This is a genomic window from Microcoleus sp. AT9b-C3, assembly GCF_036705485.1.
In the GTDB taxonomy this organism is placed as follows: Bacteria; Cyanobacteriota; Cyanobacteriia; order Cyanobacteriales; family Microcoleaceae; genus Microcoleus.
In genome coordinates this window covers 1-17,566 of the sequence record NZ_JAUBUR010000036.1, presented here as the reverse complement: position 1 = coordinate 17,566, position 17,566 = coordinate 1, and the positions used below count along the sequence as shown (strand labels likewise).

The 17,566-nt window shown below is 45.8% G+C and carries 23 protein-coding genes; 14 read left to right on the top strand and 9 right to left on the bottom strand.

The genetic code is table 11. The features are described 5' to 3' along the window. Positions 1-39 precede the first annotated feature (39 nt). The 3 genes from QUB77_RS25425 to QUB77_RS25415 form a co-directional block, all read right to left on the bottom strand. The gene (locus tag QUB77_RS25425) at positions 40-348 is read right to left on the bottom strand and encodes a type II toxin-antitoxin system RelE/ParE family toxin (RefSeq protein ID WP_333178423.1); all 309 of its coding nucleotides are present in this window, start codon (positions 346-348) and stop codon (positions 40-42) included. A gap of 23 nt (positions 349-371) precedes the next feature. After that, positions 372-632: a type II toxin-antitoxin system ParD family antitoxin gene (locus QUB77_RS25420; RefSeq protein ID WP_333178426.1), complete on the bottom strand. Its 261-nt coding sequence runs from the start codon at positions 630-632 to the stop codon at positions 372-374. A gap of 312 nt (positions 633-944) precedes the next feature. Beyond that, positions 945-1,169 carry a hypothetical protein gene (locus QUB77_RS25415; RefSeq protein WP_333178429.1) on the bottom strand — a complete coding sequence of 75 codons (225 nt, stop codon included), beginning with the start codon at positions 1,167-1,169 and terminating at the stop codon, positions 945-947. Positions 1,170-1,332: 163 nt separating this feature from the next. On the opposite strand from QUB77_RS25415, the gene QUB77_RS25410 reads away from it, so the two are divergent. Continuing rightward, on the top strand, positions 1,333-1,572 hold the full coding sequence (locus QUB77_RS25410) for a helix-turn-helix transcriptional regulator (RefSeq protein WP_332959530.1): 240 nt from the start codon (positions 1,333-1,335) through the stop codon (positions 1,570-1,572). A gap of 118 nt (positions 1,573-1,690) precedes the next feature. Here the strand turns inward: QUB77_RS25410 and QUB77_RS25405 are convergent, their stop codons facing one another. Next, a complete protein-coding gene (locus QUB77_RS25405; RefSeq protein WP_333178432.1) occupies positions 1,691-2,275 on the bottom strand; it encodes a PAP/fibrillin family protein in 585 nt (194 codons plus the stop codon). A gap of 158 nt (positions 2,276-2,433) precedes the next feature. Next, positions 2,434-4,110: a glycosyltransferase family 4 protein gene (locus tag QUB77_RS25400; RefSeq protein ID WP_333178435.1), complete on the bottom strand. Its 1,677-nt coding sequence runs from the start codon at positions 4,108-4,110 to the stop codon at positions 2,434-2,436. A gap of 413 nt (positions 4,111-4,523) precedes the next feature. Between QUB77_RS25400 and QUB77_RS25395 the strand changes: the two genes are divergently transcribed. The 4 genes from QUB77_RS25395 (at position 4,524) to QUB77_RS25380 (ending at position 7,983) form a co-directional block, all read left to right on the top strand. Further along, positions 4,524-4,763: a DUF3134 domain-containing protein gene (locus tag QUB77_RS25395; RefSeq protein ID WP_006631296.1), complete on the top strand. Its 240-nt coding sequence runs from the start codon at positions 4,524-4,526 to the stop codon at positions 4,761-4,763. Between the two features lie 130 nt (positions 4,764-4,893). Then, positions 4,894-6,009 (top strand): phospho-N-acetylmuramoyl-pentapeptide-transferase, encoded by a 1,116-nt coding sequence (mraY, locus tag QUB77_RS25390; RefSeq protein WP_333178438.1) that lies wholly within the window; start codon positions 4,894-4,896, stop codon positions 6,007-6,009. 173 nt (positions 6,010-6,182) lie between these two features. Further along, complete coding sequence (locus QUB77_RS25385) at positions 6,183-6,890, top strand: L,D-transpeptidase (protein WP_333178441.1); 708 nt, start codon at positions 6,183-6,185, stop codon at positions 6,888-6,890. A 94-nt stretch (positions 6,891-6,984) separates the two neighbouring features. Further along, positions 6,985-7,983, top strand: coding sequence for a glycosyltransferase (locus tag QUB77_RS25380; protein WP_333178444.1), 999 nt, complete (start codon positions 6,985-6,987; stop codon positions 7,981-7,983). A 244-nt stretch (positions 7,984-8,227) separates the two neighbouring features. On the opposite strand, the gene QUB77_RS25375 is transcribed toward QUB77_RS25380, so the two are convergent. Continuing rightward, the gene (locus QUB77_RS25375; RefSeq protein ID WP_333178447.1) at positions 8,228-8,356 is read right to left on the bottom strand and encodes a hypothetical protein; all 129 of its coding nucleotides are present in this window, start codon (positions 8,354-8,356) and stop codon (positions 8,228-8,230) included. Between the two features lie 36 nt (positions 8,357-8,392). On the opposite strand from QUB77_RS25375, the gene QUB77_RS25370 reads away from it, so the two are divergent. The 6 genes from QUB77_RS25370 (at position 8,393) to QUB77_RS25345 (ending at position 15,303) form a co-directional block, all read left to right on the top strand. After that, a complete protein-coding gene (locus tag QUB77_RS25370; protein WP_333178450.1) occupies positions 8,393-10,252 on the top strand; it encodes an NAD(P)H-quinone oxidoreductase subunit F in 1,860 nt (619 codons plus the stop codon). 110 nt (positions 10,253-10,362) lie between these two features. After that, the gene (locus QUB77_RS25365) at positions 10,363-11,082 is read left to right on the top strand and encodes a carbonic anhydrase (protein ID WP_333178453.1); all 720 of its coding nucleotides are present in this window, start codon (positions 10,363-10,365) and stop codon (positions 11,080-11,082) included. A 107-nt stretch (positions 11,083-11,189) separates the two neighbouring features. After that, a complete protein-coding gene (locus QUB77_RS25360; RefSeq protein WP_333178456.1) occupies positions 11,190-12,722 on the top strand; it encodes an NADH-quinone oxidoreductase subunit M in 1,533 nt (510 codons plus the stop codon). Positions 12,723-12,991: 269 nt separating this feature from the next. Continuing rightward, entirely contained in the window at positions 12,992-13,366 is a 375-nt protein-coding gene (locus tag QUB77_RS25355; protein WP_333178459.1) for a NirD/YgiW/YdeI family stress tolerance protein, read from the top strand. 123 nt (positions 13,367-13,489) lie between these two features. Further along, complete coding sequence (locus QUB77_RS25350; protein ID WP_333178462.1) at positions 13,490-14,812, top strand: CO2 hydration protein; 1,323 nt, start codon at positions 13,490-13,492, stop codon at positions 14,810-14,812. Between the two features lie 284 nt (positions 14,813-15,096). Next, complete coding sequence (locus tag QUB77_RS25345) at positions 15,097-15,303, top strand: hypothetical protein (protein ID WP_172190588.1); 207 nt, start codon at positions 15,097-15,099, stop codon at positions 15,301-15,303. On the opposite strand, the gene QUB77_RS25340 is transcribed toward QUB77_RS25345, so the two are convergent. Genes QUB77_RS25340 through QUB77_RS25330 form a run of 3 tightly spaced genes read right to left on the bottom strand, consistent with a single transcriptional unit; the run spans position 15,300 to position 16,305 of the window. Further along, the gene (locus QUB77_RS25340) at positions 15,300-15,518 is read right to left on the bottom strand and encodes a type II toxin-antitoxin system HicB family antitoxin (protein ID WP_333078499.1); all 219 of its coding nucleotides are present in this window, start codon (positions 15,516-15,518) and stop codon (positions 15,300-15,302) included. The two genes, QUB77_RS25345 and QUB77_RS25340, sit on opposite strands and share 4 nt — an antisense overlap. Beyond that, a complete protein-coding gene (locus tag QUB77_RS25335; RefSeq protein WP_333078501.1) occupies positions 15,515-15,736 on the bottom strand; it encodes a type II toxin-antitoxin system HicA family toxin in 222 nt (73 codons plus the stop codon). The genes QUB77_RS25340 and QUB77_RS25335 overlap by 4 nt, the downstream gene beginning before the upstream one ends. A gap of 47 nt (positions 15,737-15,783) precedes the next feature. Then, entirely contained in the window at positions 15,784-16,305 is a 522-nt protein-coding gene (locus QUB77_RS25330) for a hypothetical protein (RefSeq protein ID WP_333178466.1), read from the bottom strand. Positions 16,306-16,486: 181 nt separating this feature from the next. Here QUB77_RS25330 and QUB77_RS25325 point away from each other — a divergent pair, with 181 nt between their 5' ends. From QUB77_RS25325 to QUB77_RS25315, 3 genes are all read left to right on the top strand, one after another. Next, entirely contained in the window at positions 16,487-16,699 is a 213-nt protein-coding gene (locus QUB77_RS25325) for a helix-turn-helix domain-containing protein (RefSeq protein WP_006631307.1), read from the top strand. Positions 16,700-16,853: 154 nt separating this feature from the next. After that, positions 16,854-17,048 (top strand): hypothetical protein, encoded by a 195-nt coding sequence (locus tag QUB77_RS25320; protein ID WP_236506337.1) that lies wholly within the window; start codon positions 16,854-16,856, stop codon positions 17,046-17,048. A 151-nt stretch (positions 17,049-17,199) separates the two neighbouring features. Next, positions 17,200-17,394: a hypothetical protein gene (locus tag QUB77_RS25315; protein ID WP_333178469.1), complete on the top strand. Its 195-nt coding sequence runs from the start codon at positions 17,200-17,202 to the stop codon at positions 17,392-17,394. Positions 17,395-17,566 lie beyond the last annotated feature (172 nt).

Below are 17,566 nucleotides of genomic sequence, written 5' to 3'. Positions count from 1 at the left end.
CTGCGCCCAAACTATCTCTTGTTCTCAGATGAATTTAATTCAATCATCAACATCGGTGAACAGGGCTGATAAATCTCGATAACCACTGACAACCCGAAAGATTTCTATATCCTGTCCGATCGGCATATAGAGTATAAGATAGTTACCCATCGGGAGACTGCGTAGACCGGGTAAAATTTCGTCTCGTTGTCGTCCCAGGTTGGGAAACTGAGCAATTTTGGCAAATTTTGCGTCGATCTTGCTTAAAAAGCGATCGGCTATATCGAGTCCCGATTGACGAGCGATGTAGTCTACAATTTGCTCGATGTCTTGAATTGCGGGTTCAGTGAGGCGGAATTGTGGAGTCATGCTTAGGAACTGCAGCGCGATGCCTACGGCTGGCTACGCCTACGCAAGTTGGCGCGGATTTGTGCTAGGGCTGTAGCGCCATCTACAACTTCACCGCGTTGGGATGCTTGCTGACCAATCAGTGCGTCTCGTTGAAGTTCTTGCAGTCGTCCTTGATAAATGTCTTCTTGTTTTTCCAGGAGTTGAATGGCTGCGAGGATTACTTCGATCGCACTTTTGTATTTGCCAGTCGTGAGTTGACGCTGCACGAGGGCTTCGACTTCAGGTGACAAAACAATTTGCATGGCGCTTGAGAGGAGAAGTGTTGATTCTATTGTAGGCGCTTCCCTACGGGATAGCTGCGCTCGTGCGTACTTCAGTTATATTGTTTTGGATTAACGGGCGATCTTAATTTACTCACAAATCATATAGCAAGCCTATATGATTTGTGAGAATTTACCATAACTGTGAAGCTTGGGGAAATCAAATATCTGATAATGAGTAACTAACTTAAATATATATAGCAATCCTGTATGAATTGTGAACAACTTGCATGGGTAATCCCCCCGTGTCTACCTTACTCTTAAAGGGGCAACCACGGGGGGTTAATCCTACTTTTAGTCTGGTTGCAAGTCAAAGACTACGACAAGCGTTGTTTGAGGCATGAGTTGACGCAGACACAGCAAGTGTCCGTCAGCATCCGATCGACTGCGAAATCGCCCCACAATCGCCCGCTGCATACTGGGCATGAGTTTGGCGATCGCCCAAGGGTACAGCCGTTTTTGGTACGCGATCGCCCCAGGATTCGCTGCGAATCCCTGTTGATAACCATTTTGTGTCATAATCGTGTTGTATTCGTAAGGAGTACAGGAAAGGGCGTTAGTAAGTCTCTTGGCGGGAATCGACTAACGCCTCTACTACTATGATTAAACATCAAACCAGTCATTTCCGTCAACTATTAACGGTAAAACTTAACGTTTTTTTTCTCAAAAGGTTCGGTCAGCTATGGATCTGAGAGCCTTAAGAGAACGTGCAGGGCTGAAAATTATAGACGTAGCACATATACTAGAATGTGCGGAATCTTCAATTCGCAACTGGGAAAAGGGTCGAACATTGCCAAAAATGGAAGTTTGGCAAGTATTCCGAATGCGGGACTTGTATCGATGTACCGAAGCGGAGTTAGTGCTAGCTGTCAGAAAGTCAATGCCGATGGAAAAAAAAGAACAGGAAAAACCGACGGAGTAAGAATACTGATGAAGTCTTGAATTGTTGGCAAAAGTGATATATTTTTGATTTTTAACCGCAGATGAACGCGGATAAACGCGGATGAAATTACGATCGCACTTAATCACACATCACAAAGTCACTCTTTTGTCAATACAAATACGCTGTCTTTATTCCCCCGTCCAATCCGCAAATCTTTATCCAAATAAGTAATATCCAGCCATCCCTGCTGTTCGCCAGTATCCAGCCCAAAATCTACAGCAGCGAACTTTTTCCCCGACTCAATCTCATTGATAAACTTCCCCGGATATTCATAGCCAATCAACCTGCTCAAACCTAATATAGACCGCTCAAACTTCACTTGCACTCGCCGTTCGGAAGTTGGCTCAAATCTCGCAGCTACACTGACAATTCCTTCCAAATACGGCAAGCCGTAAAGTTCGCCAATGTTGTAAATTTTAGATTCTTTGACGCGGATAGATTGATAAATTTGACCCAATTTCACCAGGGGAAAACTGTCAAGATTCAGCAGGTCGCGGCTGGTGGTGTACAATAACCGCCAGTCACCATTTAAAAGCTCTGCGGCTTCGACAGGCCGTGGTGTGGGGTTGTAATCTTCCAATTGGGCGATCGCACTTAAAATCGCTTGTTTGTCGGTGGGAGTCGCCAGTAAACCTCGATTCTTACCAGCAATTATCTCTAATAGTGTAGATTTTCTAAGCATGATGTTTTAAGCAGGAAGGCACGACACGGATTTTGACACGAATACACGGATTAATTATCGCAGGTGAGGCCAAAGTCAGACCGTTCTTTTCTTCAGTCTCAAGCGAGAGGGAGGAAATTTTGTGTAGTAGCGATTTTAATCGCCGAGTCCGCAGAGTATTAACAACTAATCACTAAGATATCAAATTTCACTAAATAAAGCAGTGTCCGATACAGGTCGGCTAATTCTTGCTCGTTTTTAACGTAGCGTCGGATAAGTTCCCCCACGCCGATCGCACCTTCCTGCTTAATTGTATCCAATATCTCCATCTGAATGCTAACAGATATTCTCCTATCCTCACCAAAACTGGTAAACCTAATTGTCTGTACCTGCTTTAAAAGTTCTGGTGTGGCGATCGCACCCAGACTCAGCATCATCTCATTGCTTAAACTTCTAGTCGCATAATTACCCAATACCCGAAACGGATCGTCGCCTAGGGGATAAGGCGGCTTCCCAGGTTTTAAAGGTGCTGACTCCGGTGCCCCCTGGCGAATTTCTGCTAATTCCCGCCACAATTGTTCGTAAGCAGCAATTACTACTTTCCAATCATAAATTTCCCTCGCCCTTTGTCTCGCATTTTCCCCCATCCGCTTTCTCAATTCTGGGTTTTCAATTAATTGGCACAAAGCCAAGGTGCAAGCATCAATGTCAACTGCTGTGGCGAGGGAAGTGTGACCCATGTAAGTGGGCCAATTTAAGCTGCCGTCAAGATAATTTAGGGCTAAATCTAAACAAGATTCGGGGGGTGGGATGAGTGTGGGAATGCGGAAGCCGTCTATTTCGTGGCGTACAGATTCTTTGTATCCGTTCCAGTCGGAGACTATGGCCGGCAGTCCGTTCGCCATAGCTTCTATTGGTGTCAGTCCGAAGGATTCTTGAATGTTGTCGGAAAGCGAAATGAAAATGTCTGCCGCCGACCAAATATTTATTCTAATTTCCGGCTGTCTCCCATCTAAAAAAATAGCATTCACCGAGGGACAAAATATTGGCGCGCTATTTTTAAAGTCGGGTTCTTCTCTCGGATCTTCGATCCAACCGGCTTGAATTAAGTGGATTTTGGCTTTTGTCTGTTGTGCGGCCCGTTCTAGGGCGATGTACATGGGTACTGGATGAGCTTTTGCAGAAAAAGTCAATCTACCGACAAATAACACAACAATATCTTCGGGAGAAATGCCGAGTTCTTGCCGCAGTTGGCGGCGACTATTAACTGCTTCCACACCCTGCGGAAACGCGCTGCAATCGACTCCTAGGGGAATAACGGGGAATTTGACCAAAATTTCCGGTTTACCGCCGTTACGCTGGGCTAAATATTCAGACCACTCGGTCATAACTCCTTCTACTGCTGTTTTCACGGCGCCAGAGGTGCAGATCAGGGCGTCCCAAGGCTGCATGGGTGCGGTTATCAAATTGCCGATCGCCTCCATGATGTATTGTGTACCGATCGTGTGAGTAACGCCGCAAACGCTGTAGGCCCGCTGATCGACAAATCTGCGCGCCCACACCATCTGCGACAGGACAGGATCGGGTCGGTAAATTGTGCCCGGTTGAGATAGCAAATCCGGTCGTTCTGTGGGAATCCAGCGAACTTTCCGAGGTTTTTGCAGCCAAGGTTGGATGTGCGAACAAAAATCCTTAAACGTGGTTTGGCTATCGGCGCAACAGTAGAGAGATTCAGCGGTTCCGTGTTGGACTAAGCTTTTGAGAAACCCTTCTCCGGCTGAATGACGCCCCAGAAGTTTTTTGCCTCCGGTGTGGTAGCCCTCTTTGTTGTATAAAACCGCTGCCGTTATATCCATGCTGAGATTTATTGCTTGAGAGTTGACTGAAGAAGCCAGAGGGCATGCGGGCTCAGGCTTTGATGAAAAACCAGAAGACTGTTTTGAATCAACCCCTTGCCGTTAGCGAGGCTTGCAGAATACGATCGCGGCGTGGGCCGCGATATCTTAAAGACGATCGTCTTAGATTACAATGCTTACGGCTAAAGAAGGATTGGCAAGAGCGGATTTTAGTGTTATCCTCATGCCCATGCTTGGGGGGCGATCGCCTTTTGGGTCTCCCATCTTATCCGATCCGGAACCAAACAGTGCCTGTGGTATAATGCTTTAGCCTTGCTCAATGCCCGATTTGCAAGTGCTTGATCAAATTAGCAGTTCGTCGGCAAAACGTTACCTCTACTCGATCGCGTCTTTGTCTTTAAAAACCGAGAATCATGTACAACCCATCTCTGCGTCAAATACCTCGCCACTTGCCTGCGGATGTAATTCCATTAAAGCAGCAATCTTCTCTTTTAGACTGGTTGGAATCTAACAATCGCCTGTTAGCAAGGGATGTCCAAGAACCCGACTATCTCCACGAAGAAGAAATTTCTGAACTTATGGCAGTTGACGACAGTCCTTACGATGATTTAGAAGAGGAAGTAGAAGAGGATGTGAGTGTAGGCGAAGAATAACGGGTAGAAGGGTGAAGAAATCAACCGGAAACAGGGAAGAAAAACTAAGAGATTTCTCAATCTCCTGTATCGCACCCTATTCCCCCATTGTCAATTGCTTATTCTCAAATAGTGTGTGGTGAGGAGTGTTATGGATAACTTTTTGGATGAGAAAATCCCTTTTAGTCTGCCTTTCAAACTTACAGGCAAGAATTTATTCCTGCTGCTGGGTTTGGGGCTCGGCCTTTTAGCGATCGGTTTAGATGTAGCAGCGGGTAGATTTTTGAATTTACCTGCATCGCTATTTATGCCGCTAGTTGTTTGTGCTTTAGTTGCGTCGGGGTTGGGCTATGCAGTTGTGCCCGTACTCCAGCAACTAAAAGCAGGACAAATAATTCGCGAAGACGGCCCGCAAGCTCATTTGAAAAAAGCGGGAACGCCGACAATGGGAGGCATCTTTTTTGTACCTGCCGGGGTAGCAGTCGCTTTACTTTGGTCTAAGTTTAACTCAGATGTTGTTGCCGTATCGGCTTTAACTTTAGCTTACGGTTTCATTGGCTGGCTCGATGACTGGCAAATTCTGCGACGTAAGTCGAACAAAGGTATTTCACCTCGGATGAAATTGGCTTTGCAAATAGGTTTTGCAGCTCTATTTTGTCTGTGGCTGATTTTTCATCAACCTGCAATTTCTACGAATGTTGCTTTGCCTTTCGGTTGGGTATTGCCATTAGGTTTGCTGTTCTGGCCACTGGCTGGTTTTGTGCTAGTTGCCGAAAGCAATGCTACTAATCTTACCGATGGTGTTGACGGCTTGATGGGCGGTTTGGGGGCGATCGCACTTTTGGGACTAGGTGCATCTGTAGCATCTACTTCGCCCGAATTAATGATATTTTGCGCTTGCATCAGCGGCAGTTGTTTCGGTTTCTTAGCACACAACCGCAATCCAGCCAGTGTGTTTATGGGCGATACAGGGGCTTTAGCTTTGGGCGGTGCGTTGGGTGCGGTAGCTTTATTAACAAATAGCCTTTGGATATTATTAATTATCAGCGGGATTTTCTTTGTAGAAACGCTGTCAGTAATTGCTCAAGTAGGTTATTACAAAGCTACAAAAGGGCCTGATGGTATCGGCAAGCGTCTGTTAAGAATGGCTCCACTGCACCATCATTTAGAGTTGTGCGGCTGGTTGGAAACTCAGGTTGTGGGAATCTTTTATTTAACTAACGGGGCGTTAGTGTTAATGATTCTGATGTTGACGGGAAACAGTTGAGAACGGATTGCGTGACGGATTGCACAGGGGATGTAAGAGATATTTTCTACTATTTGAAAGACACAGGCAAGATGCCTGTTCCACAAGAACTGAATGCAGTTGTGGAACAGGCATCTTGCCTGTTTAAGGGTCGGAAGTGTTAATTTTGAGAAGTGATATCCCTAGTTAAGACAATGGAACTCAAAAAAAGAAGGGGCAATACTTGGATAATTCTTTCATTTGCAAGCCTTATATTGCTGGCTGCTAGCTCAATTTTTTACTGGAAACTTGTCAGACTCGGTTATGCTGTGCCAATCGCCTACATTTTAGATGTTTTCTGCTTAAATAATTGTTCGGCTGATGATTTAACTACTTTACATACCAAATTGCAGGCAGATAATTTATTAAACTACGACAAGTCGTTAACAAAAATTTTAGGCGAACCGGATAAGTTAGATAAAACTAGAATTTCAATCTTGGTTGAAAAATCAAAATACAGACTGACTGTATATTCTGATAAAAAGCCAATCAAGTCTTATCCTGTTGTATTTGGCGGCAATCCCGCAGGTGATAAATTAAAAGCAGGGGATTTGCGGACGCCGGAAGGTGTTTTTAGTATTAAAGATATGTACCCTCACGAAACTTGGTCAAAGTTTCTGTGGCTGGATTATCCAACCAAACAATCTTGGCGCAAACATATAAAAGCTAAGCAAGATGGTACAATTAGGTGGGGCGAGAGTATAGGCAGCGAAGTCGGGATTCACGGCGTTCCTCCTAATTCGCATAATATTATAAAAAATCGATCGAACTGGACTTTGGGCTGCGTTTCGCTGGAAAATAAAGATGTTGAGGAGTTGTATCGGTTTGTGCAGAAGGGAACGGCAGTAGAAATTAGTCCGTAGTCAGCAGTCAGTAGTCATTAGGAGGAAGTACAAACATTAATCCGTGTATCCGTGTCATAATCAGTGTTGTGCCTCCTTCCCCATTAACAACAAAATGTTTTTACCGGAAGTTTCGGTGGTAGTGCCAGTTTACAACGGCGAGATGGATTTGCCGGAGTTGATCGAGTGCCTGCGATCGCAAACTTATCCGATCGACAGTGTAGAATATCTCTTAGTAGACAACAATAGTTGCGATCGCACTTCAGCAATTATCCAAACAGCTACAAACTTGAACCCCCCCTCAGTCCCCCCCTTACTAAGGGGGGGAGGCAATTTGGATAGAATAATTATTCGTCATCTCACCGAAAATCAGATTCAAAGTTCCTACGCCGCCCGCAATAAAGGAATTCGCGCATCAACAGGCGAAATCATTGCATTTACCGATGCAGACTGTCGCCCGGAATCTGACTGGCTGGAAAATTTAGTTAAACCATTTTTAGATGTAGAAATCGCACTTTCAGCCGGGGAAATAGTCGCATTGCCCGGTAAAACTATTTTAGAACAACACGCCGATCGCCAAAATATTTTATCTCAAAAACATACTCTCGCTCACCCTTTTTGTCCCTACGGTCAAACCGCCAACTTAGCTGTACGGAGGCTAGTTTTACAACAAATAGGATTATTTCGCCCTTACCTCACCAGTGGCGGCGATGCTGACTTGTGTTGGCGGATTTTGCGGGAAACATCCTATAAAATGTATTTTGCCGAAAATGCGATCGTCCGACACCGCCACCGTTCTACAATAAAACAGTTGCAAAGTCAATGGTATCGGTACGGCGAATCCAATAAATATTTGCACGAACTCCACGGTGTCGATTTGATGCGAGAATTCACAACAGGGGAATATTTTTACCGGCTGGCTAGGTGGCTGTTAAAGGAATTTCCAGTTGCTGCTGCCAAATGCGCGTTAGCGAAGCCCTCGAAGAGGATCGACCGAGCCGATCTGGTAGATTTGTTTAATACGCCGATCGGTCTTTTGAATGTTAAGGCAAGGTCGATCGGACAGCGCCAAGGCAAACTTCCTTTAGCAGCTTGGGACATTGAGCGGTTTTAATATTTTACAACATAAGCCTTTCACCGGCGGGCACTGGGGCCCAACCCCTACTCCCCACAAAAAAAATTGAATTCTTGTGGAACAGGCATCCTGCCTGTTCATCAAAAGGGCGCAAGATGTGAAATCGACACATATTCGTTTGTATACAATCTGCGCCTATAAATACCTATAAGTGAAGTTTATTGGTGAATATAGATATGCTTAATCAGAAATATGAAAAATTAATGCAATACTTAATATAAAATTAATAAGTCGATTCTGAAGCCCTCGGTTTGACGACGGGAACCAACTCAGAGGCAAACCCCCAAATTTTCTTTACTTCTGCCTTCTGGCTTTCCACTGCTGTCGTCAGCGCGATCGGAATTATTCTCATAATTTTAAATTTTTGTAACCTTTACAGGTAATGCCAATGGCTCAAATCTTACTCCAGACCGTTTGGTTTATACCTTGCTATCCACTCATCGGCGGAGTTCTGTCGATGCTGTGGTTTCCGGCTGTTACCCGCCGCACGGGGCCAAGACCATCCGGTTACGTGAACGCCATATTAACCTTCTTCGCTTTCCTACACGGCGTCATCGCCCTCACAGCTATCTGGAACCAACCGACACAACACCAGTTAATTCCCTGGCTGAATGTAGCAGGTTTAGACTTAACCATTCCCGTAGAAATCTCTGCAGTCACCGTCGGCGCGACAGTTTTGGTTACCGGACTGAACTTGCTGGCGCAGATTTATGCTTTTGGTTACATGGAAATGGACTGGGGCTGGGCTCGGTTCTTTTCCCTGATGGGGCTGTTTGAAGCGGGGATGTGCGGCTTGGTACTGTGCAATTCCCTGTTCTTCAGCTACATGATTTTGGAAGTTCTGACTTTGGGTACTTACCTGCTAGTCGGGCTGTGGTTCAATCAGTCTTTGGTGGTGACAGGAGCCCGCGACGCTTTCTTAACAAAGCGGGTGGGTGACTTATTCCTGCTAATGGGAGTAGTCGCAATTCTGCCGCTGGCTGGAACTTGGAATTTTGACGAATTGGCTGTTTGGGCCCAGACTGCAAAGCTTGACCCCACTGTAGCGACGCTGTTGAGCTTAGCTTTGATTGCCGGCCCGATGGGTAAGTGCGCTCAGTTTCCCTTGCACCTGTGGCTGGATGAGGCGATGGAAGGCCCGCTGCCGGCAACGATTTTGCGGAACACCGTAGTTGTGGAAACTGGTGCTTGGATATTGATTAAATTGCAGCCGGTGATTGCTTTGTCGCCGATCGGACTGAAGATAACTATTATTGTAGGTGCTGCGACGGCGGTTGGTGCTTCATTAATTGCGATCGCCCAAATCGACATCAAGCGCACGCTTTCCTATATAGTCAGCTCTTACATGGGCTTAGTATTTATCGCCGTCGGCACCGGACAAGCCCAGACAGCCCTGACATTGATATTTGCCTACAGCTTGGCAATGGGTTTGCTGGTGATGAGCATCGGTTCGGTAGTTTGGAACAGCATCACTCAGGATGTCCGATCTCTCGGCGGTTTGTGGAGAAAGCGGCCAATATCAGCGATATCGTTTATTGTCGGTAGCGCTGGATTGGTGGGACTGCCGCCCTTCGGCTGTTTCTGGGCTTTAGAAGACTTCACATCCGGGCTTTGGCAAACTCACCCTTTCTTGTTAGGAATAGTGCTGTTTGTAAATGGCATCACTGCTTTTGGCTTGGTGCGCGTCTTCGGTTTAGTTTTCGGCGGCAAACCAAAGCAAATGACCGAACGTTCACCGGAAGTTCACTGGCCTTTTATCTTGCCGATGACTGTTTTAATGGGCTTTACTTTGCACGTTCCGCACTTGCTGGCGACGTGGCAGGTCTTGCCTGGGGCAAGTTTGAATTATACCGCCACTGGACTGCTAGTTTTGTCAACCGCGATCGGCATCGGTGCAGGAGCATTTGTTTACCTGAACGAGAAATGGGAAAAACCGGTGCGAATTGGTTCTGAAGCCCTCCAAGACTTTTTTGCCTACGACTTTTACACTGCCAAACTTTACCGGGTGACAGTGATATTTGCAGTCGGTCTAGTTGCTCGAGTTATCTCCTGGGTCGATCGCAATATTGTTGACGGATTCGTTAATTTAATCGGTTTTGCAACGGTTTTTGGCGGGCAAAGCCTCAAATACAACGTTAACGGTCAAACTCAGTTTTATGCCCTGACAATTCTGTTCGGAGTTGCGGTTTTGGGACTGCTGGTAAGCTGGCCTTTGCTAGCTCGCCTGTCGCTGATTGTGGGTGGGTAAATAGAGTTAAAATTTAAGATTTTAGATTGAGATGACATTTTTAATCTAAAATCTTTTAAATATGAATTCTTGAACAAAGATTTCAAACTCGTTCAAATAAGGCAGCATACATGACCTCAAACCACAGGCAATTCAATCTTTCCCGGCGCAATTCCCTCAAATTTGTCGCAGGTGCTATTGGTACAGGAATACTCGCAGCAGGAGCAGGCGCTGATTTGGCTGCACCCGAACCGGCAATTGCTCAAAATGACTCGACTCCCGATGCAGCTCTGCAAAAGTTAATGGACGGCAACAAGCGGTTTGTTGACAGAAAACGCCAAAATCCCCACCAAGACTTTGGGCGCATCACCGAAGTTGCCAAATCTCAAAAACCCTTTGCTGCTATTCTCGGCTGTGCAGATTCCCGCTTTCCTTCGGAATTTGTCTTCGATCAAGGATTTGGAGATTTATTTGTCTGTCGCGTGGCCGGAAATGTTGCTACCCCAGAAGAAATTGGCAGCCTGGAATTTGGCGCGCTGGTACTGGGAGCAAAAGTGCTTATGGTAGTCGGGCATGAAAGGTGCGGTGCGGTAGACGCAACCATTAAAGGAGCTCAAGTTCCCGGTCAAATTGGCAGTTTGATCGACGCCATTAAGCCGGCTATAGAAAGCTCGAAAAACCAACCGGGCGATAGTCTAGAAAATGCCGTCAAAGCCAATGTTATGCTGCAAGCTAACAGGTTGAAAGCCTCTCCAGTTATCTCTAAGTTAATTCAAGAGAATAAACTGAAAGTTGTTGGTGGATACTACGATTTAGATACGGGGACAGTCACTATTATTCCTGAGTCTTGAGGGAATTTGGAATTGATAATTGGGGGAAAATTTAACATATAAACTCTCAACTTATCAAAGACAATAGGCGACCAAATAGATTCTTTACTCTTCACTCTTCACACATTATGCTTAGTGCCTTGCTCTGGTTGCCCGCGTTGGGCGCTGCGGTAGTCGGGTTCCTGCCCGGAAATATCAATGGGATGCGTATGCGTTCAATAGCTTCGGCTTTTGCTGCTGCTGTTTTCCTTTTGAATATCTGGCTTTTGACTCAATTCGAGACAGCCAATTCGGGACTGCAATTTCAAGAATATTGGCCTTGGATTCCGCAATTAGGTTTGAGCTACAACTTGGGCATTGACGGCTTGTCCTTGCCACTGCTGGTTTTAAGTGCTTTGCTGACGCTATTAGTCATTTATGGTACGGGCGAAAAGATGGAGCGCCCCCAGCTTTACTACGCTTTGATTTTGCTAATCAATGCGGGTGTGGCGGGAGCTTTGATGTCTCAAAATTTGCTGCTGTTTGTACTGTTTTACGAACTAGAATTAATTCCTTTTTACCTGTTGATTGCGATTTGGGGCGGAAAGCAGCGGGAATACGCTGCCATGAAGTTTTTGATCTACACGGCAGTTTCGGGACTTTTAGTGCTGGCAGCATTTTTGGGTGTGGCTTGGCTGAGCGGTTCTTTAAATTTCGATTACAGTGCGATTACCACTCAAGAATTGCCGAGAAATTTGCAGTTAATCCTGCTAACAATTTTGCTAATTGGGTTGGGAATTAAAATTCCCTTGGTGCCGCTGCACACTTGGCTACCGGATGCTTACGTCGAAGCTTCGCCAGCAACAGCAATTTTGCTGGGAGGGATTCTGGCGAAGTTGGGAACATACGGTTTAGTGCGGTTTGGCTTGCAGATGTTTCCCGAAACTTGGTCGATTATAGCTCCCGGTTTAGCGATTATCGGGACTGTGAGCGTGATGTACGGTGCTTTGAGCGCGATCGCCCAAAAAGATATCAAACGCATGGTAGCCTATAGTTCGATCGGGCATATGGGCTACATCCTCGTTGCCTGCGCCGCGGGTACGAAGCTGGCATTAATCGGCGCTGTCGGGCAAATGGTAAGCCACGGCTTAATTTTAGCTTTGCTATTTTATTTAGTAGGCATCATCGAAAGCAAAGTCGGCACGCGAGATTTGGATGTGCTCAACGGTTTGATGAATCCGATGCGGGGTTTACCCACGGCTAGTTCCCTGTTAGTTTTGGGCGGTATGGCAAGCGCCGGAATTCCCGGTTTAGTGGGTTTTATTGCCGAATTTTTAGTATTTCAAGGCAGTTTCTCTATCTTTCCAATTCCCACTTTAATCTGCATTTTAGCTTCGGGTTTAACAGCAGTTTACTTTGTGATTCTGCTCAACCGCACCTGTTTTGGGAAGTTGGATAATGCCACGGCTTACTACCCTCCAGTTACGTTTGCTGAAAATATGCCGGCGCTGGTTTTGGCGGGCATCATTTTTGTGTTGGGAATTCAACCTGCTTGGCTGCTCAAGTGGAGCGAATCTACTACAAATGCGATCGTTGCTACCCTGCCGGCGGACAGAAATGCCCAAATACCGATTGTGGCTATGCTGCGGGAAAGATCGGAGACGATCGACATTAGTAATTAATCAAAAACCCACCGATGGTAAAATTTATTATCGGTATTCCTGTTGCCCTACGCGCCGCGATCCCGCCATTCCTTCTGTGTGATACTATTGATAGGACGATCGGCGTTTGGTTAATCATTGGTTACTTATAACATTCGTCAGGAGTGGGGAGTCAGAAGTAAAATGCTTACCGATCAAAGGTTTCAGCCATCATCAATGTCCGGCACGGCTCTAGCAGTTGCCATACCTTAGCAACTAAAGTCGCACCAACCATCAGGAGGTAGTTCATTGTGAAACAGAAAGTATTTTTCAGTTTAGCCACAATTACGGCTCTTGCCGTACTGATAAATCCCGTTTTAGTACAAGCTCAAAACCGGATCGGAGAGTTGCGCTCCTCCAACAAGGGAACGACCATATCAGGCACAGTATTTAGTGTCGTAGGAAATGATTTCATTCTGGATGATGGCACCGGACAAGTAATTGTCGATGCCGGCCCTCGCTGGTGGCGTCAAGTTAATCTAACCAAAAACGAACGGGTAACAGTTGTCGGCGAGATGGATGAAGGTGAATTTGATGCCTTTTCTATTAAGCGGGCCGATGGAACGACGATCGAGATCCGCTCTCCAGAAGGCCCTCCTCCTTGGGCTGGAAAGCGCGACAGATAAGTAGTAGGATCTCTCAGGAGATAGCTAAGCTATCTCCTGGGAAGTGACACTACCAAAGCCATATAACCGCTAATGTTAGCTGATACTACAGGAAATTGGGAAGTAATTTTAGAGTGAATCAAAATGGTACAAACTCCTACAAAACCAGCAACTAAACTACCTCCTTCCAAGCACGAATTTGCCGAGGTAATTCACAGACTAGAAGCTGGCGGCGCGATGATTCCAGATACGCCGGAAAATCTGATGCAAATCATCGCTATTTGGAAAGCTTACGCGGTGCCGATGGACTTTTACTGGCGGGACTTGCTTTACATCGCCGAACGAGTATTTTTACACCCGCTTCCTTTCTTTAAATACTTTTTACCCCAAGAGTATTTAGATTTACAAAATCACTATGCAGGTGACGGTGCAGATTTGCGGATTTGGCGCGGGACTGGCAGCGTTCACCCGGAACTCTTGGAGTTCATGGAGAAGGGTGAAACTGGTAAACTCCCGCGACTGTTCCACCATTTGTGGCACGATCGCATTAACATGGAATTTGCCGAAGAGTGCATGAGGGCGATGCTGTGGCACCGGGGCTTGTACGTCCCAACCAATCAATTCGATCCTTATTTGGACAGTGACGAATATAAGGCTAATGCCGATCGAGCAATTAAAGCTTACTTCAAAAAAGACCCGTTCATGCTGGCACTTCACAAAGCATTTCCCGAAATGTTTTTAGAACAGTGTCGCCAAATGTCTTATTACAGCAATCTCGGTTTATTCTGGGAAGTAATGGCACCGGTGTTTTTTGAAGTTTCCGACTTGTACGACGAAGGGAAAATTACCACAGTCCCGCAGGCGATGGATTTCCTAGTAAATGGCATATTTGCGATCGCCGGAAGACCCATTTACCACCACGTTTACATCGACGGCGAGAAGTACGAAATTATCCCCAAATCTAAAGGTTTCACTTGGCTTTACGAAGCAGCGTTACCTTACGTGGAAGCTGTATTTTATCGCACTTCGCCGTTCCGAGGCACCAAATCTTACAACGCTCAAGCTAAGGAAGTTCCTGACGACCAAAAAGACTTCCACTACGGAGTTTTGTATGCAGACAAATTCCCGGTAGGTACGGCGGGGATTCCGCCGACTTTGCTAGCACAGGATATGCTGCATTTCCTGCCACCTTATTTGATGGATTTCTACAAACAGCGCTGTCGCGGCGAAGATGATATCCTCAATCAAATTGGGGTGACATTCCAGCGATCGATGTACTGCGTTACTTCGGCGGTGATTCAAGCTTTGCGGACTGCTCTTTTGTATCCTTTAGATGACCCGAATCCCAAGCATTTGAAGGCAAATCGGGCTTTCTTTGAGTCTCAGATCGATCGCTTCTGTCGCCCGGAGTACGGCATGAAATATGCTGCGAAGTTGAAGAATATTCAGACTTCGGATTATAGGTAAAAAATGTTTGCCGGAGGCATCTTAGCTTCTAAGTCCGCCAGTCCGTTAGTCCGCCAGGGGTTTCAACCCCTGGCTCAAAGCTCAATTCGGTTGAAACCGACTGGGAAAAATTAGAGCTTTTTTAAACCGTTTCAAAAGTCCTATAATATTAAGCTACTTGGCATCATAATTATTCCTCTCTCTCTTTTTCCCCTCTGATTTCTCTGCGTTCTCTGCGTTCTCTGCGGTTAGATCATTCCCATACAACCGGAAATGATCTAACCAATAACAAATAACCCATAACTATGGATAGCAAAGATCTAGCCAAATATATCGAAGCAAAGGACGGGATTTCCAAACCTTGGCTTTTGGTGCAACTGCGACTCAAAAAATTGCAAGAAAGGCGATCGGAGATTTCTGCTGAAGAGTATATGACAGAACTTACTGACCTTCACAAAGATTTAATGAATCTGGGGGAATGGTGGCTGGGAATCGAGGATGAGGTTTTCTAGGCGATTTGAAGAATGCTAGGTGCGGGGATGGGTTCACCTTCTTCCTGCCAAGCTTCTAGATACATTTCGAGCACTTCTTCTCCATGTCGGATGGCTTCTTCGCGGGTTTGGCCGTGGGTACAGGGCATGACAACGCGCTCGGCAAACTCTGGAATTGTCACGAGGAAAAGTTGATCCTCGTCAGACCATTGGACGATCATACTGTATCGGTTCATGAATCTTCCTCCTTTAACTCGTCGAGTTCGGCTAACAATATTGCCAACTGCTTCTCTAAATAGCGTGGCACATCATCTCCGTCTTTGCCTGGAATTGTTAATGTCTTCCCAATCAAAGGGTGCTGCCATCTTTCATGGCTGCCTTTTCCGCGTTTTGGCAAATAAATAAAGCCCTCACGGGTAATCTGAGCTTTTAACTCGCGAATTTTTCTAGGCATGGTGATTGTCCATTTTCTACCTCCATTTTCTCACTTAGCCATTTATTTTAATTTTTCCTTTGCCCATTGTCGCAGTTGCTCCTCGGGGCGATCGCACTTGAAAATTTCTCCATCAAATCTTTTTCTTGGGCATAGACATCTCGTAGCTGTTGCAGCGCCGCCCCAGAAATTGCCGATTTAACTGTAGCTACCAGTTTGCCCCACTCCAGCAAGCTGTCAACTGAAACAGCTTTTTTGAACTTGTGAGTGTAGAATTTCGTCCAAAATGCTGGTGCTTGCTTGCTTTTCCAGCGTTTGTACCATCTGCCAAAATCTTGAGGTGCGAGCGGCTTTACTTCTAAAATAGGGGGAAAATCGGCGTAGCTGACAAACCGACTAATGCCTTTGGCGTAAACGTAAACCATGTAGCGACAGCATTCGATGCGGTAAATCTCGTCTGCTGCGATATTGAACAGGAGTGCGACTGTTTCTTCTGTGACAAATCTCGCCAGCGGATGCAGGATGGGAGATTTGTGAATTATTTTCGATTCTGCGATCGCCCGCGATTTTGCCGGAGTTTCTGATATCATGGCTAGTAGACCTCTGGATATGGTTAGTAGACTTCTGGATATGGCAAATGCACTTTTTGAGAGAAAGAAATAATCTGTCCAGATTAGGTTTTACAGACGATCGCCCTTTAGTTTTCCAGGCCGGGGGGCGATCGCTCTTTACATATAAAATTTTACGACGCAATTGCATCAACTGTCAAGCATGGGTTTAGTCAGGCTAAAAATTCGGGAACTAGCGGCGGAGAAGGGCTGGACGCTTAAGGAAGTATCCGATCGTTCCGGGGTAATTTATAGCACTGTCAGAAGCTATGCTCGTCGTCCTGAAATGGCAATGGTTGACTTTACTTGCCTGCGGAAGTTAGCTCGGACTTTTGATGTGATGATTGAGGATTTGGTTGAGGTTTTGGAGGAGTAGGTCGATCGCCCTTAGTTGTCCAGACGTGAGGCGATCGCTTTTTTGTATTTTTTACACTATAGCATGATTAACTGTAGTTAGTCAAACATTATTGTAGTTAATCGGATTGAGGATGATAACATCAAGGAAAGTTATTAATAGTTGATTATTCTTCGTGGCTAAAACTAATACTGCGATCGCGGTCAGTTCCGTGATAAAGGAAGTCATTCAAAAACAAGCCCAAGCGACAAGACTAACTCAGAAGGAAGTCGTGTACTTGGGAATGCTGGCAATTGATGCACTCGATAAGGAAAGCCGCCAAGAATTGGCTGACAAGGTGCATCAGATGCAGGTCAACGGCGAGATTTGAGGGGAAAAGGTCGATCGGCCTTTCCACATTTCCACTATAAGCCGTTTTGTTTCGTCTTGTCAAGACGCGCTTAAGCATTTTGCATCGCAGATAAAAGCTCAGCTTAAAGGTGCTAAGATTTAGTCAAAGTTGTTAATCTCCCCTTACCTTTGTGACTAGAGCCAGTACCGCCATCGGGGTGAGCCCCATCATCAAGGAAATTGTGCAGAAAAAGGCGCTAGCAACCCGACTAACGCTGAAGGAAATCATCTATGTCGGGATGCTGGCGATCGACGAGTTGGACGAAAAGCGCTTGCAAGAGTTGGCTGACAAGGTGCATCAGATGCAGGTGAAGGGGGAGATTTGAAGGGTTGAGGGCGATCGCCATTTTGGTGAAGTGAGGTTCGGGGCGATCGTTGCTAAAAAATAAGGGATTCTAGTGAACCTACCTCTACAAGTTTAATTAATAATTACTAATCCCTCAAAAAGATTCTATTTAATATTCCCCCTAGAGATTATTTTCTGTTACAATAAAAACA